Below are 15,080 nucleotides of genomic sequence, written 5' to 3' on the forward strand. Positions count from 1 at the left end.
AAGAAGCTATACTTCTGGTGTCCTATCAGCAGAAAATGCTTATAATAATAAGGATGGATTAAAGGAGTTGAAAAACGAGCATGAAAAAGGCTTATATAATATCCACCGGAACCGAGCTTTTGCTGGGTACTACAGTGGATACCAATTCCATGTTTCTAGCTCAGAAACTCGGAGAATTGGGCATAAAGGTGATGGGCAAGAGCATCGTGGGGGACAACCGCGAAACCATGACGGCCGCATTTAAAACTGGCCTGGATCTGGCCGATCTGGTAGTTGCCTCGGGGGGCCTGGGGCCGACACGCGATGATCTCACCAAAGAAGTGGCCTGTGAATTGATGGGCTGCGAATTACAACTGGTGGAGGAAGAGCTTGAGACCATCAGATCTTTTTTCGCCAAACGCAACCGTCGGATGACAGACAGCAACCGCAAACAAGCCATGTTTCCGCCGCAGGCTACCGTATTGAAAAACCGCCTCGGGACAGCCCCGGGGATGTATCTGGCCCAGGATGGCAAGGTATTGATACTGCTGCCCGGACCTCCCCGAGAGATGCAGGATATGTACCTAAATGCTGCGGAACCCCTGCTGCGGGGGGATGAGATTATGACCGGCCCGGCTTCGCAATCCAGGGTCATCAGGGTTTTGGGGCCAGGCGAATCCCAGGTGGAAGATATATTGAGCGGAATCCTGGATAAAGGTGCAGATTATGGCATCGCACTGTTAGCCCAGGAAGGAGAGATACTAATAAAAATCACTGTGGACAGTGGAAATTGCCAGGATGACCAAGAGCGGGCCGCGCGTCGCCTGAATCAACTGAGCCAGCGCATCCGAGATGCGCTCGGTATAAACATCGTATGTGAGGGTGACGACACTCTGGTTGGGGTAGTGGCCCGGCATCTGACCGAGAAGAGGCTGACCCTGGCTGCAGTGGAGTCCTGCAGTGGCGGGTTATTGAGTAAAATGATCACCGATCTGCCCGGCAGCTCTCAGTATTTTTGGGGGTCGGTGGTATCATACAGCAATGAGGCCAAGCAGGGGCTCTTGGGAGTAAAGCCGGAAACCCTGGAGAAATATGGCGCTGTCAGCGAACAGACCGCCGCCGAGATGGCATTGGGTATGCGCCAGCGCTCCGGCGCGGATATAGCAGTATCAATCACCGGAATAGCCGGCCCGGATGGGGGCAATGAGGCAAAACCGGTTGGCCTGGTTTATATCGGCCTGGCCTGCAAAGACAACCTGGAAGTGAAGGAGATGAGATTTGTCGGTGATCGCAATGGGATTCGCACCCTGGCTGCGAAAAGCGCCCTGGATCTGGTGCGGCGCCGGCTGATGAGCGGGGGGGGCGGACAATGAGGGCATTTGTGGCCATCCCTGCACCGAGGGTAGTTAAGGATCAGGCTGAACAGGTCCGGGTGCAATTGGCCCGTGCCAACCCGGATGTGAAATGGGTGGAGTATGTGAATTACCACCTCACCCTTAAATTCCTGGGCGATGTAGATGAGCAGCAGCTGGCCAGGATCAGGGAGCGTCTCCGGCAGGTGAGCGAGTACTGTCCGCCTTTTTATCTCAAAGTAAATGGGTTGGGCTTCTTCCCCAACAAGCGGAAACCCCGGGTGGTTTGGATGGGATTGGATGGTGATCTGGATAAAGCTGAGTTTCTGGCAGAACGCATTGATGTGTATCTGCAGGATATAGGTTTTGAACCCGAGAAAAGCCACCGTTTCCACATCACCCTGGGCAGGGTGCGTTCAGAGCGAAATATTGATGCTTTATTGCATCAGGCTGACCAGTTGGATACTGTCACCAGGAGCGGGTTGTTTGCGGTGCAGGCTTTCTATTTGATGGAAAGCCGGCTCTCCAAGGAAGGACCCGAATACAAGGTAGATCAAGCCTATGCTCTGCGCGGCTAAGTTTACCAGTAATTTACAAAATGTGCATTGACAGCGACGAAAACAATCGTTTATAATCAGGTAAAGCGAACATATGTTTGAGGGGGAGATCCTGTGGACAAGATGGAGGGTAATCAAGGCAAGGTGGAGGCCTTAAACAGCACCATCAAAAATATCGAGAAGCAGTTCGGCAAAGGCGCCATTATGCGCCTAGGTGAAAATGCCGCCATGAATGTGGAAGTTATCTCCACAGGATGCATGTCAATTGACCTGGCACTGGGAGTAGGGGGCCTCCCGCGGGGGCGAGTGGTAGAGATATTCGGACCTGAATCTTCCGGCAAAACCACGGTGGCCTTGCATGCTATCGCTGAAGCTCAGGCCCAGGGTGGTATGGCGGCCTTCATAGATGCCGAACACGCTTTGGACCCGCTCTATGCCAAACGGCTGGGGGTGGATATCAGCAATCTGTTGGTGGCCCAGCCGGACAGCGGCGAACAGGCTCTGGAGATAGCCGAAGCCCTGGTCAGAAGCGGAGCTATCGATGTTATCGTGGTTGACTCGGTTGCAGCCCTGGTTCCCAGAGCGGAACTAGATGGTGAAATGGGTGACGTGCACGTCGGATTGCAAGCTCGCTTGATGTCGCAAGCCCTGCGTAAATTGACCGCCCATATCAGCAAATCCAGGACAACCTGTATTTTTATCAATCAAATCCGTGAAAAAGTGGGAATAGTCTATGGCAATCCCGAAACGACCTCCGGGGGCCGGGCACTAAAATTCTACTCTTCGGTGCGTATGGAGGTGCGCAAGGGGGATACCATCAAGCAGGGTTCGGAGTTGATCGGCAACCGCACCAAGGTAAAAATCGTCAAGAATAAGGTGGCTCCGCCCTTTAAGACCTCGGAGTTCGATATCATGTACGGCAGCGGTATATCCCGAGAGGGCGACCTGCTAGACATTGCCACTGACATGGAGATCGTACAGAAGAGCGGTTCCTGGTTTTCATATCAGGGTGAGCGTTTGGGACAGGGCCGGGAGAACGCCAAAGAATACCTGAGAAATAATCCAGACTTTGCCAGGAATCTTCAGAATCTGATCCGTGAGAAATTGGCGGCAGGCCGTGCCCAACGTACAACAGAACTGGAATCTTGACACTGTAGTTGAAAGTAAATAAAATTTAGATAGGACTCTGGTAGAAGTATCCTATCTAAAGAATTACCTTGACCAAAAAGACGGCCAGATTTATATATATTTACACTGATGAAAAGTGACAAACAGGCAGACAAGTACTGGGGAATAGGCCTGACTGGATCATTTAAATATATTTAAAATAGTCTTGTAGGTTGAGCAAGCTTGCATAGCGGTGCAATGAGGGATGGATTTCTGGGAGAGAGGATTCTCCATCGGCCTTCCGTTATGGGTGAGAAAATGGATATGATACTTCGTAAAACCAGGTATTGACCTGGTTTTTTGTTTGTCAAATAAAAAGGATTCGCAAAATATTTTAAGGAGGTGAACACGAATCAACACTTTATTGCAGTTTATTGTTATAACCCTTTCTTTGGCCATTGGTTTAATCGCCGGCTATTATGGCCGACGCTTAATAGCAGAAAGCCGCCTGGGTGCTGCAGAAGAGGAGGCGCATCGCATCGTGGATGAGGCCGCTAAAGCTGCGGAGGCTCGAAAAAAGGAAATTCTGCTGGAGGGCAAAGAGGAACTGCATCGCAACCGCCAGGAGGCTGAGAAGGAGATCCGGGAACGACGCCGGGAACTGGATCGCTTAGAGCGGCGCCTGATCCAAAAAGAAGAGCAGTTGGACAGAAAGAACGAGAATGTGGAGATTAAGGAGAACCAACTGCAGGATAAAATCAGGGATGCAGAAAAGACCAATCAGGACTTGCAGACCGTGATGTCGCAACAGCTTAAGGAGCTGGAAAGACTGTCCGGGCTGACATCTGAAGAAGCCAAAGATTTACTGTTATATAACGTGGAACAACAGATTCGTCAGGAAACGGCCAGTTTGATCAAGACCCTGGAAGCGGAAGCTCGTGAAGAGGGCAACAAACGGGCCAAAAACATTGTCTCCCTGGCGATTCAAAAATGTGCGGCTGATGTGGTTTCAGAGACCACGGTGTCGGTAGTAGCCCTGCCCAATGATGAAATGAAAGGTCGCATCATCGGCAGGGAGGGACGCAATATCAGGACTTTTGAAACCCAGACCGGGGTGGACTTGATCATCGATGACACCCCGGAAGCGGTCATTCTCTCTTCGTTTGATCCCATACGCCGTGAAGTAGCCCGCAAGGCCCTTTCGAACCTGGTTTCCGATGGCCGCATCCACCCCGCCCGCATCGAAGAGATGGTGGAGAAAGCTCAGAAAGAGCTGGATCAAGAACTCCGCGAAACCGGAGAAGGAGCTGCCTTTGAGGTGGGTGTGCACAACCTGCATCCCGAACTGATAAAGCTCCTGGGTCGACTGAAATATCGCACTAGTTATGGACAGAATGTGCTCAAACATTCCATTGAGGTAGCACATCTGGCCGGTGTTATGGCTGCGGAATTGGAGGTAGACATAGCCCTGGCCAAACGGGCTGGTCTGTTGCACGATATCGGCAAGGCAGTTGACCATGAAATCTCCGGACCCCATGTAGAGATCGGGGTGGAACTGGCCAAGAAATACCGCGAGAGCAAAGAGGTCATTCACTGCATAGCGGCTCATCACAATGATATCGAGCCGGAGAGCATTGAGGCTGTCCTGGTGCAGGCTGCTGATGCCATCTCAGCATCCCGTCCCGGTGCCCGCCGCGAAACCCTGGAGGCCTATATCAAGCGCCTGGAAAAACTGGAGAACCTGGCCGATTCCTTCGAAGGAGTCGACAAGTCCTTCGCTATTCAGGCCGGACGCGAGGTGCGCATAATCGTCAAACCGGAACAGATCGATGACCTGCAGTCCATCAATATGGCCCGGGATATTGCCCGCAAGGTGGAGCAAGATCTAGATTATCCCGGACAGATCAAGGTTATCGTTATCCGTGAGACCCGTTCGGTGGAGTATGCCAAATAATTACCCACTAGCCAAAATCATGGAACAGGGCTCATAAGAGCCCTGTTTTCTATATTTTACATATTTTAATGAGCAGGATTTTCTCCCCTCTTGCAGAATTCGTTTATATTACGCAGTTTAAGGAGAAAATACATATGTATCAGGATTCCGGTCTGGATGTCTTCATAAGTGCCAGCCTGAATTATCCCGAGCTAAGTGCTGTGAGATATGAAGCCGATCATGAACATTTGATCTTTGAGGCCGCACTACAAGGCGAATTGAGTTCCGAAAAACAAACCGCATTTGAACAGCAGGTCATAGCTGCTGTAAAGCTGTTTCATAGTTTTAAAGGCACCGAGCCCCGGTGGATTAGCTTAGAATATCGACATTATGCGCCCGGGCTTATTTTATTGCGTTACCACCGCGATAGCTATACTGTCTCCGAGGAAGAAATCCAGCTTTACATAACACTGCTGGCGGACGCCTTTAAAAATCAAGTCTATCGCGACAGCAACAATATGGAGATAGAAGAATCTTTAAAGAGGAAGGTAAAGAGGAACTTAATACAGAAGATAAGTAGAGAAGACGCGGAGACTAATCGCTTTCTCTCCTATCGGGAAGGGGGAAGAGTGCTGGTCTTCAATAAGTGAGGGCTGAACTTTGAACATTCTGGTTATCGGAGATATCGTGGGCAGACCTGGACGGCGTGCGGTCAAGAATCTGTTGCCGGTGCTCAGGCAGGAATTTGAGATAGATTTTGTGATCGCCAATGCTGAAAACGCCTCTGGAGGTCGGGGCTTAACCGGCGATGTTATGCATGAATTGCTGTTTACCGGGATTGATGTCTTAACCATGGGCAACCATGTTTGGGATAACAAGGATATTTTTCGTATTATTGATGACGAACCCCGCCTGATCAGACCGCTTAACTATCCAGGCCCCTGCCCGGGCCAGGGTTATCACATATACAAGGCCGGGTTCAGCACCAGGATAGCGGTGATAAACGCTTCCGGGCGGGTATTTCTACCTCCTTTGGATTGTCCTTTTGTTGCTGTGAACGAGGTGTTAACCGAAATCGAGGGCAAGGCCGACATAATCATAGTGGATTTTCATGCCGAAGCCACCTCCGAGAAGGTTGCCTTCGGCCATTATTTTGATGGCCGGGTGCAGGCGGTATTAGGAACCCATACGCATATACAGACTAGTGATGAGCGTATCCTGCCGGGGGGCACTGCCTATATTACCGACCTGGGTATGACCGGACCGTATGAGTCGGTTTTGGGAATGAAAAAAGAGCTGGTCCTGGAAAAATTCCTTACTGGCCGTCCGGTGCGTCTGGAAGTAGCAAGTGGCAAAGCCCAGCTTGAAGGGGTTTTACTGACTGTCGATGAGGATAGCTACCAGGTGAGCAAAATCACACGAATCTCAAAGCTACTCAACGAATGATTATGAAAAATTATCCAGCTCATTAGACTCTCAAAAGAAGGAATTGATGCTTCCATTTAGAATATAGATGTAGGGAGCAACGCGCCTATATAAAGATATGAGGAGGAGGGTTATTAGATGGAAGTATTAAAAGTCTCAGCAAAATCGAGTCCAAATTCCGTTGCAGGAGCACTTGCAGGCGTACTAAGAGAAAAAGGAGCTGCAGAAATACAAGCAATTGGAGCGGGTGCCATCAACCAGGCAATCAAGGCAATAGCGATAGCGAGAGGATTCGTTGCTCCTAGCGGTATGGATCTCATCTGTATACCGGCATTTACTGATATAATGATAGATGGCGAAGAGAGGACGGCGATCAAGCTTATCATAGAGCCGCGGTAAAATAAGCCAGACTATTTAGAAATAATTAGAGGACAAAGTTGATAACCTGCTGATATGGCAGGTTATTGTTTTTCAATGCGAGCGGGCATATTTCAGGATCATAACGGGAGGTATTCCATGATCGATCTGCATTGTGACACATTATCGCGGGTGGTTGAGAGCAATCATACCCTTTGGCAAAATCCTTTTCATTTTGATATAACAAGGGCCCTGGATGCAGGCATGACAGCCCAGTTCTTTGCCCTTTTTAAGCATGACCAGGATGATAATGTGGTGTTGAGAGCGATTTTACACCAAATTGCTACCTTTCAATCCCAGTTCAACGAAGCCATGGGGGCACGGGTGGTGGAAAAGCCAGAAGACCTATCCATGGCATTAGCACACGGCCAGTTGGCCTGTATATTGCACTTGGAAGGTGCCGATGCTCTGGGGAAAGAAGCAGCGCTGTGGCCGCTGTTTCATCAGCTGGGGGTACGCAGCCTGGGTCTAACCTGGAATTACAATAATGCCTTTGCAGGCGGGGTCCTGGACAAAGAACCGGCTGGCCTAAGTACCATAGGGAGGAATCTCCTGGCCCGCATGGAATCCCTGGGAAGCATTCTAGACCTGGCACATGTGGCGGAAAGCAGTTATTATCAAGCCCTGGACTGTTTCAGTGGTCTGGCCATGGTCTCCCATGCCAATGCCTACGCTCTGTGTGGCCATCCCCGCAACTTAAATGACCGGCAAATCCTGGCCTTAAGTGAGCATGGGGGGATCATCGGGGTGAACCTGGTGCCTGACTTCGTAGAGGCAGAGAACCCTGATCTGGACCGGCTGGTAGACCATATCGATTATATCGCCTCATTGGTCGGAATCAGGCATGTGGCCTTGGGATCGGATTTTGACGGAGCAGATAAGCTCGTCCTGGCAGGTGTGGAAGAATATAAGCAATTAGAACAGCGTCTTTTAAAGAGGGGCTTCAGTGAGTCAGAGTGCCAGGCGGTTATGCATGACAATGCCCTGGATTTCTTGAAAAGGGTATTCTCTGCATGATAATACTTGATGGTATATAATATAAACGGCTACGCTTAAGAGATTGCTGTAGAGAGGTGAAAACATGGTATATGACCTGCATATTCACAGCAGTGCATCAGACGGATTGTTCACCCCAACCGAGGTGCTGCGCCAAGCTGCGCAAATGAAGCTGCCGGGAATCGCCATAACAGACCATGACACCGTAGATGGGTTGCATACAGCTTGGGCGTGCCTGGCAAAGGAGCATCTTGATCTGGAATTGATATCGGGAATCGAACTCAATACCGAAGTCGAAGCAGGGGAGATCCACATCCTGGGCTACTATATAGATTATCGGTGCCGGCCACTGTTGGACAATCTGCAGGACATCAAAGCGGCCCGGTTTGAGCGAGCCCGGCGTATGGTATCCCGTTTACGTGATATGGGCTATATGATCACTTTTGAAGAGGTGCAAAAACTGGCCCGCGAGGATTTGATCGCCAGGCCCCATGTGGCTCTAGCCTTGATGGAAAAAGGCTATGTTTTTTCTATCCGTGAAGCCTTTAATAAGCTTATTGGCCGAGGCCGCCCGGCTTATGTGCCGCGCTACCGCTTCACCCCTCAGAAAGCCATCGAATTGATCCATGCCGCCGGGGGCATAACTGTGTTGGCCCATCCTGGTCTGCTGCGTCAACCTCGATTAGTAGAAGAGGTTCTAGACCTGGGGGTGGAAGGCGTGGAGGCTTTTTACCCCGAACACAGTACTGGGGAAACCGATTATTTTCTGGATGTGGCAGCGCGCCGGGGACTGCTGGTGACTGGGGGCTCTGACTTTCACGGCACAAAAGGCGATGATTCGCGCAACCGGTTGGGCTCTGCAGGAATAACTGCCGACTACATGGCCAAAATCAGGGCTTACAAGAGAGCAATAAGTCGAAAAACTCAATAAAAATCCTTCCCTGGGCAGGAGATTATCCGGTTTTGTAGAATATACTACATTATTGGTAATATTCTGGAAAGGGTAGGATATCTTGAGAAAATTTGTAACAATTTCACTGAGCTTTCTACTATGGGCATCCTCCTCGACAATGGCCGTGGCTCAGCCACTTACTCATACTGTCCAATCGGGTGATTCATTATGGAAAATTGCTAACCAAAATGGTATTACTGTGGAATATTTAATAAGTCTTAATGGCCTCAGCAGTGATAAACTGCAGATAGGCGATGTACTTAAGCTCCGCAACAGCGCGCCCCAAGCCCCGGCCACTTCTCCTGCCGGTTCAGCCGCTGACGGCACCTATACCATCCAATCCGGCGATTGTCTGGGTTCCATTGCTGCTAAATTCAACATGACAGTTGATCAACTCAAAGCTCTGAACAATCTCCAGAGTGATTTTATACAGGCCGGGAAGACCCTGCGGGTAAACCAAGCCACAGTGACCGCATCCGCTCCGGTAGTACAAACTTTGGCAACCCCGGACCCAACCCCAACCACCGGGGAACAACAATATGTGTTAGAGCCCGGTGATAGTCTGGCCACAGTAGCTGCTCAATACGGGATCTCCGTAAGCTATTTGATGCAAATAAATAATCTGCAAAGTGACATCCTAGATGCAGGGGTTACTTTGCGCATTCTTCCCGAACCAGTCGCTGTATCCCGTTCGGGTGCGCCGGATACCTACATGCGTATTCTCAAAACGGCCGCGCAACATTTAGGCACCCCGTACAAATATGGAGGCAGCGGGCCGGGAGGCTTCGATTGTTCAGGTTTCGCGCAGTATGTGTTTAAACAGAATGGATATAGCCTGCCACGAACTGCTGCGGCGCAATATGGATTGGGTACCGCAGTGGCCAAGAGCAACCTTCAGCCGGGAGATTTGGTGTTCTTCAAATGCTATAGCTCTAGTATTGACCATGTAGGGATCTATACTGGCAGCGGTCAGTTCATTCACTCCAGTTCGCCGCGCAGCGGGGGAGTCATTTATTCATCCCTGTCAGAAAGTTATTATAGCCGCTCCTACTACGGAGCCAGGCGTATAATCCAGTAAATGGGGGACAACGATGCCAGAAGAGAATGAAGGCTTGCTTTTTCTGCCGAAAACGATTTTTGGCAGCCTGGAATGGAAGGCCATGGAGGAACGTGAATACAGCCAGGGACCTGATGCTCTCCTGGAGGAACTGCTGCAGCAGAAGGCCTGGTCCAATGTGGAGATGCTCTGGGTAATAAAGAGGATGATCTATTTCTACGGTCGTAAAGAAGACGTCCTTAAAAAGGCACCCGCTAAACGCTTAATGATGAATATGAATGATGTATTACGAGTTTTTTATCTGATTATGGACATAGTCGATCCTGATCTAGATGACAACATGCGCAGTTACATAACCAATAAACTATCTGATGCAACCTGGGGCATCAATCCCCGCACCAGAGAATATCTTTATAAAATAGACTAGTAATTTGGCGTAGATAAGCCGAAGTCCAATTGTTACAGTTCGTAATACTGGGGTGGGAGGTCAAATTTTGGTCAACGGTTTCAGGGAGGAAAATATCCGGCGTATCATCGATCTGGAGGACCGCATCTCCGAATGCCGCCGCTGCCCGGAACAACTGCATTGTGTGCGTCGACCGGCCATGGGCAAAGGTGAATTGCATCCTGATATCATGATCGTTTTTGAGACTGAAAACCAGTATACTGCCGACCTGGAACGGGTTATAGAACTGCGCCGGCTGATAAAGAGTTGTTTTGGTGCAGACCGGATTTATCACACTTATATGATGCGTTGCACCCCCAAGGTCTGCTCTACACGGCACAGTGTGTGCTGCTATACTGACAGCAAACTTCTTGACAAGGATTATCATTGCATACTTACTGAAGAACCCTGCACCGGTGTTCACGTCAAACCGGACACTGCGCAAATCATCAATTGCTTGGCTTATCTGATAGAGGAGATCGAAATATTGTCCCCCCGCTATGTGCTGCTCATGGGAGAGCGGGTAGGTGAGTTTGTGCTCAAATGCTATGGCATATTTGACTGCTTATCGCCGGGACAGTTCTTTTATTCCAACCAGCGCAGCTTCATAGTCGCCCACAATGAAAAGTTATTCACCAGTGATGAATGCCGTCAACTGGCCTCCTCCTGTTCCGCCTGACTTGCATTTATTGTAATTCTGCCGTTAGATCAGTGCTGGTATGCGGCTTCAGCTTAGAGCCGACCGCTACCTGTCGCCTTATAGCCCAGTTTGGCAAGACTTGTCAGTGCCCCTTTTGCCTGTCTACCGTTCTTTCGCCCCATTTGCTTGAATAACTATTCAAAAAGAGCAAACGGGGGCCTACCATGAGCCAAACCCTATGGCACCAAAATTCTGTCCAACAGACCGTCAAACAGCTGCACACCAGGCTTGATAAAGGCCTCTTGACACATCAGGTGCAAACCCTGCAGCAACAGTATCCTAATATCCTCGAAGAAGGACATAGGCAAAACCCTTTAGTTATGTTGCTGGGCCAGTTTACCGATACCATGGTGCTGGTTCTTCTCGGCGCTACCGTTATCTCAGGTTTGGTGGGCAACATGGCGGATGCTTTTACCATTATGGCTATTGTGGTATTAAATGCCCTGCTGGGTTTTGTCCAGGAATTCCGTGCTGAGCGCTCTCTGGAAGAGATTAAAAAAATGGCATCGCCGTATGCCTTGGTATTAAGGGACGGGCAGCGCCGCAAGGTTCCGGCCGCAGAATTAGTGCCCGGGGACATAGTCTACCTGGAAACCGGTGATAAAGTACCGGCTGACTTGCGTTTAGCCGCAGTGAGTAATCTGGAAATAGATGAGTCGCCTCTGACTGGGGAATCAATTCCGGTAAGTAAAGTGGCCGATTCCCTGCTGGCGGCCTCGACTCCTTTGGCAGATCAAATCAATATGGCCTTTATGGGAACTACGGTTACCCGCGGACGAGGCACTGCAGTGGTGGTGGAGACTGGAATGCGCACTGTGATGGGGCAGATAGCGCGGATGATCTCAGAAACCAAACCAGCCCCCACCCCGTTGCAGATCAAATTAGATCAGCTCGGCAAAATGCTTATAATAATTTGTTTGGCAGTATGTTCGGCAGTTGCTCTCCTGGGGATATACCGGGGCGAGGACCTTATGACCATGCTTTTGACCGGCATCAGCCTGGCAGTAGCTGCTATCCCCGAAGGTCTGCCAGCTATCGTGACGGTGGTTTTAGCCCTGGGGGTACAGCGCATGGCAAAAAACCACGCCATCGTCAGGCGTCTCTCCGCCGTTGAGACCCTGGGCTGCACCACAGTGATCTGCTCTGATAAGACCGGTACCCTGACCCAGAATAAAATGACGGTCACCAGAGTATCCACCTTGGATCGGGTCCTGCAAGTCAAGGGGCAAGGATACCGGACACAGGGGGAGTTTACCTGGAATGGGCAGCCATACCTGCCTGTTGCCGATCAAGCCTTTAAACAGCTTTTAATGGCTGCTTTTCACTGCAACAATGCCTACCTGGAGAAACTTTACGGAGAGGATATTGTACAGGGGGATCCGACCGAAGGCGCTCTGAAGGTATTGGCCTTAAAGGCCGGGCTGGGTGAAACAGAGCATACCAGGGTCAGGGAGGTCCCCTTCGATTCAGAGCGCAAGATGATGAGCGTGGTTACCCATGGTGAGGGCGGTTTACAGGTATTGACCAAGGGTGCCCTGGATATGCTTCTGCCGCGCTGCAGCAAGGCTATGGTCAATGGGCGGGCAGTTGCTTTGAACAGGGAACAGCGCGACAAGCTGTTGCAGATGCAGGATGAGTGGGCTCAGGAAGCTATGCGGGTACTTGGTTTTGCTTATCGTGACATTTCGCTTGCGGAAAGCCAGACCTTAACCGACCAGGAATTGGAATCCAACCTGATCCTTTTGGGGATCTGTGGCATAGTAGATCCGCCCCGTCCCGGGGTGGCACAGTCGGTAGCAGAGTGCATTCAGGCGGGGGTCGTTCCAGTGATGATCACCGGCGATCATCCCTTGACCGCCCAGGCTATTGCCTCGCAGGTAGGTATGGGCGGGAAAGCGGTGATCACCGGAATGGAGATCGACCGCCTGGGAGATAAAGAATTGTATGACGGAGCGCTTCAAGCCCGTGTCTTTGCCCGGGTCTCCCCACAGCACAAACACCGCATAGTCAAGGTGCTGCAGGCCAGGCAACAAGTGGTGGCAATGACTGGAGACGGGGTGAACGACGCTCCTGCTCTGAAGGCTGCCGACATAGGGGTGGCCATGGGGATTTCCGGCACCGATGTCACCAAGGAAGCTGCCGCCATGATACTGGCCGACGATGATTTTTCCACCATTGTCAAAGCAGTGCACGAAGGCCGTGCCATCTATGACAATATCCGTAAATTCATCCGCTATCTCTTGGGCTGCAACATCGGCGAGGTGCTGGTGATGTTTCTGGCTTCGCTCCTGGCAATGCCTATGCCCCTGCTGCCTATTCAGATATTGTGGGTCAATCTGGTCACTGATGGACTGCCAGCTATGGCCTTAGGATTGGAACCGCCTGAACCCGGGATCATGAGCCAAAAACCCCGACCCCGCAGTGAGAACATATTTGCACGCCGTCTGGGATGGATTATCCTGAGCCGCGGTGTCTATATAGCGGCAGTCACACTGTTTGCGTTTGTGGTAGGGATGGCTGCGGCATCATGGATGAACTATGATGAACCGCTCGTATTAGCGCGCAGCATGGCCTTGACCACATTGGTCTTCGCCCAATTGTGCTACGTATTTGAATGCCGCTCAGAACGATACTCTCCATTTGAACTGGGATTCTTCAAAAACAACTTTTTGGTATTGGCGGTATGCCTGTCTATCAGCATGCAGCTATCAGTTTTATATGTGCCTGCCCTGCAGAACATTTTTTTCACCTGTGCCCTCAACGCCTGGCAATGGGGCTTAATTCTGGTCATTACCGGAAGCAAACTGCTGTGGCGTTATCTGGGGTATCTGTATAAATGCCTCATGGCTCCTGCCTCGCTGCCTGCCGACTAATATGCTCAATTGCTGGGCATAGCTTCTTCTAATAGTGTATAATATTAGGCATTCGGTAAAACAATTTTCCAAATCTTATTAATAATGAAGGGTTGTGCAGTATGGTACGAAGTATGACCGGATTTGGCCGCAGCCAGGTTCGCGGCCAGGGTTATGTGGTTAACTGTGAGATGCGCGGGGTCAACCACCGCTTCCTGGATGTACACATCAGGACCTCGCGGCGTTACAGTATCTTAGAGGAAAAGGTCAAGGAAGAAGTCAAACAAGTGTTGGCCCGGGGACGCATAGAAATCAGCCTTACTATCGAAAAAACCGAAGATTCTAAGCGGGCCATTAAGGTTGACAAAGAATTGGCTTTAGCTTATTATAACTATTTGAAGGAATTAGCAGGAAATCTAAATATTTCACCGGAAATAAGCGTTATTGAGCTTTTTCGGCTGCCAGAGGTTTTCAGCCTGGAGGACCAGGAAGAAAATCTGGAGATAGTGTGGCAAGTGACTCGTGAAGCCTTAAACCAAGCCCTGACAAGCCTGGTTGAAATGCGCACCCGCGAAGGTATTAATTTGAGCAGAGACATCCTGGCTCGTAATCAAGGGATATTACGAGCCGTTGAGTTATTGGAAGCTCGTTCACCTCTGGTAGTGGAGGAGTACCTGAACAAGCTCAGGAACCGTCTGGCCGAATTGCTCGCCAGTGAATCCATAGACGAACAGCGCATCCTGCAGGAGGCAGCCTTATTCGCCGATCGCATTAACGTAACCGAAGAGATGGTAAGGCTTAAGAGTCATATCATGCATTTACAGGAATTGATGAATTCAGATGAATCAGTAGGGCGCAAGTGTGATTTCCTGGTGCAGGAGATGTTTCGGGAGATCAACACTGTATCCTCCAAAGCCAATGACCTGGAGATGAACCGGGTGGTAGTCGATGTTAAAGCAGAACTGGAGAAGATTCGCGAACAATTGCAGAACATAGAATAGCTAGGAGGTGAACCGGTTTAACCGGGTACTATGGATATTAAGTTAGTCAATATTGGATTTGGCAATATCGTAGCCGCAAACCGCATCGTGGCAATAGTCAGCCCAGAATCTGCGCCCATCAAGAGGATAATTCAGGAGGCCAGGGAGAAAGGCATCCTGATCGACGCTACTTATGGACGCAGAACCAGAGCGGTGATTATCTCCGACAGCGCACATGTCATCCTTTCAGCCGTTCAGCCGGAAACTGTAGCCAATCGATTGACTTCCAAGGATACTAATGAAGAAGTCTAACCTTTAGGAAGTGTTG

15 protein-coding genes are annotated in these 15,080 nt (G+C 50.2%); all 15 read left to right on the forward strand.

What is annotated here, in order from left to right; all coding sequences use genetic code 11:
• Positions 1-80: 80 nt before the first annotated feature.
• The 15 genes from AC15IQ_RS09800 (at position 81) to remA (ending at position 15,064) form a co-directional block, all read left to right on the forward strand.
• The gene (locus AC15IQ_RS09800; RefSeq protein ID WP_483178841.1) at positions 81-1,352 is read left to right on the forward strand and encodes a competence/damage-inducible protein A; all 1,272 of its coding nucleotides are present in this window, start codon (positions 81-83) and stop codon (positions 1,350-1,352) included.
• Positions 1,349-1,909 carry an RNA 2',3'-cyclic phosphodiesterase gene (gene thpR, locus AC15IQ_RS09805; RefSeq protein ID WP_483178842.1) on the forward strand — a complete coding sequence of 187 codons (561 nt, stop codon included), beginning with the start codon at positions 1,349-1,351 and terminating at the stop codon, positions 1,907-1,909. The genes AC15IQ_RS09800 and thpR overlap by 4 nt, the downstream gene beginning before the upstream one ends.
• A 102-nt stretch (positions 1,910-2,011) precedes the next feature.
• Entirely contained in the window at positions 2,012-3,037 is a 1,026-nt protein-coding gene (gene recA, locus AC15IQ_RS09810; protein ID WP_483179050.1) for a recombinase RecA, read from the forward strand.
• A gap of 382 nt (positions 3,038-3,419) precedes the next feature.
• Positions 3,420-4,949, forward strand: coding sequence for a ribonuclease Y (gene rny / locus AC15IQ_RS09815; RefSeq protein WP_483178844.1), 1,530 nt, complete (start codon positions 3,420-3,422; stop codon positions 4,947-4,949).
• A 134-nt stretch (positions 4,950-5,083) separates the two neighbouring features.
• Positions 5,084-5,578, forward strand: coding sequence for a hypothetical protein (locus tag AC15IQ_RS09820; protein WP_483178845.1), 495 nt, complete (start codon positions 5,084-5,086; stop codon positions 5,576-5,578).
• Positions 5,579-5,588: 10 nt separating this feature from the next.
• A complete protein-coding gene (locus AC15IQ_RS09825) occupies positions 5,589-6,374 on the forward strand; it encodes a TIGR00282 family metallophosphoesterase (RefSeq protein WP_483178846.1) in 786 nt (261 codons plus the stop codon).
• A gap of 117 nt (positions 6,375-6,491) precedes the next feature.
• The gene (locus tag AC15IQ_RS09830; protein WP_054694695.1) at positions 6,492-6,752 is read left to right on the forward strand and encodes a stage V sporulation protein S; all 261 of its coding nucleotides are present in this window, start codon (positions 6,492-6,494) and stop codon (positions 6,750-6,752) included.
• Between the two features lie 117 nt (positions 6,753-6,869).
• Entirely contained in the window at positions 6,870-7,787 is a 918-nt protein-coding gene (locus AC15IQ_RS09835) for a dipeptidase (RefSeq protein ID WP_483178848.1), read from the forward strand.
• Positions 7,788-7,851: 64 nt separating this feature from the next.
• On the forward strand, positions 7,852-8,697 hold the full coding sequence (locus tag AC15IQ_RS09840) for a PHP domain-containing protein (protein ID WP_483178849.1): 846 nt from the start codon (positions 7,852-7,854) through the stop codon (positions 8,695-8,697).
• Between the two features lie 220 nt (positions 8,698-8,917).
• Positions 8,918-9,796, forward strand: a complete 879-nt coding sequence (locus tag AC15IQ_RS09845) for a C40 family peptidase (RefSeq protein ID WP_483178850.1) — start codon at positions 8,918-8,920, stop codon at positions 9,794-9,796.
• A 13-nt stretch (positions 9,797-9,809) separates the two neighbouring features.
• Entirely contained in the window at positions 9,810-10,202 is a 393-nt protein-coding gene (locus AC15IQ_RS09850; protein ID WP_483178852.1) for a hypothetical protein, read from the forward strand.
• 67 nt (positions 10,203-10,269) lie between these two features.
• The gene (locus AC15IQ_RS09855) at positions 10,270-10,899 is read left to right on the forward strand and encodes a uracil-DNA glycosylase family protein (RefSeq protein ID WP_483178853.1); all 630 of its coding nucleotides are present in this window, start codon (positions 10,270-10,272) and stop codon (positions 10,897-10,899) included.
• Between the two features lie 185 nt (positions 10,900-11,084).
• Positions 11,085-13,793 carry a calcium-translocating P-type ATPase, SERCA-type gene (locus AC15IQ_RS09860; protein ID WP_483178855.1) on the forward strand — a complete coding sequence of 903 codons (2,709 nt, stop codon included), beginning with the start codon at positions 11,085-11,087 and terminating at the stop codon, positions 13,791-13,793.
• Between the two features lie 101 nt (positions 13,794-13,894).
• Complete coding sequence (locus tag AC15IQ_RS09865; RefSeq protein WP_483178857.1) at positions 13,895-14,773, forward strand: YicC/YloC family endoribonuclease; 879 nt, start codon at positions 13,895-13,897, stop codon at positions 14,771-14,773.
• A gap of 30 nt (positions 14,774-14,803) precedes the next feature.
• Positions 14,804-15,064: an extracellular matrix/biofilm regulator RemA gene (remA, locus tag AC15IQ_RS09870; protein WP_483178858.1), complete on the forward strand. Its 261-nt coding sequence runs from the start codon at positions 14,804-14,806 to the stop codon at positions 15,062-15,064.
• Positions 15,065-15,080 lie beyond the last annotated feature (16 nt).

This window comes from Syntrophomonas sp. DTU019 (assembly GCA_913757435.1).
Taxonomy (GTDB): Bacteria; Bacillota; Syntrophomonadia; order Syntrophomonadales; family Syntrophomonadaceae; genus DTU019.

Coding starts and splice junctions, on each gene's coding strand:
- AC15IQ_RS09850 (WP_483178852.1), top strand. CDS start 9,810: ATGCCAGAAGAGAATGAAGGCTTGCTTTTTCTGCCGAAAACGATTTTT.
- AC15IQ_RS09840 (WP_483178849.1), top strand. CDS start 7,852: ATGGTATATGACCTGCATATTCACAGCAGTGCATCAGACGGATTGTTC.
- AC15IQ_RS09800 (WP_483178841.1), top strand. CDS start 81: ATGAAAAAGGCTTATATAATATCCACCGGAACCGAGCTTTTGCTGGGT.
- AC15IQ_RS09830 (WP_054694695.1), top strand. CDS start 6,492: ATGGAAGTATTAAAAGTCTCAGCAAAATCGAGTCCAAATTCCGTTGCA.
- AC15IQ_RS09835 (WP_483178848.1), top strand. CDS start 6,870: ATGATCGATCTGCATTGTGACACATTATCGCGGGTGGTTGAGAGCAAT.
- remA (WP_483178858.1), top strand. CDS start 14,804: ATGGATATTAAGTTAGTCAATATTGGATTTGGCAATATCGTAGCCGCA.
- AC15IQ_RS09865 (WP_483178857.1), top strand. CDS start 13,895: ATGGTACGAAGTATGACCGGATTTGGCCGCAGCCAGGTTCGCGGCCAG.
- thpR (WP_483178842.1), top strand. CDS start 1,349: ATGAGGGCATTTGTGGCCATCCCTGCACCGAGGGTAGTTAAGGATCAG.
- AC15IQ_RS09860 (WP_483178855.1), top strand. CDS start 11,085: ATGAGCCAAACCCTATGGCACCAAAATTCTGTCCAACAGACCGTCAAA.
- AC15IQ_RS09820 (WP_483178845.1), top strand. CDS start 5,084: ATGTATCAGGATTCCGGTCTGGATGTCTTCATAAGTGCCAGCCTGAAT.
- recA (WP_483179050.1), top strand. CDS start 2,012: ATGGAGGGTAATCAAGGCAAGGTGGAGGCCTTAAACAGCACCATCAAA.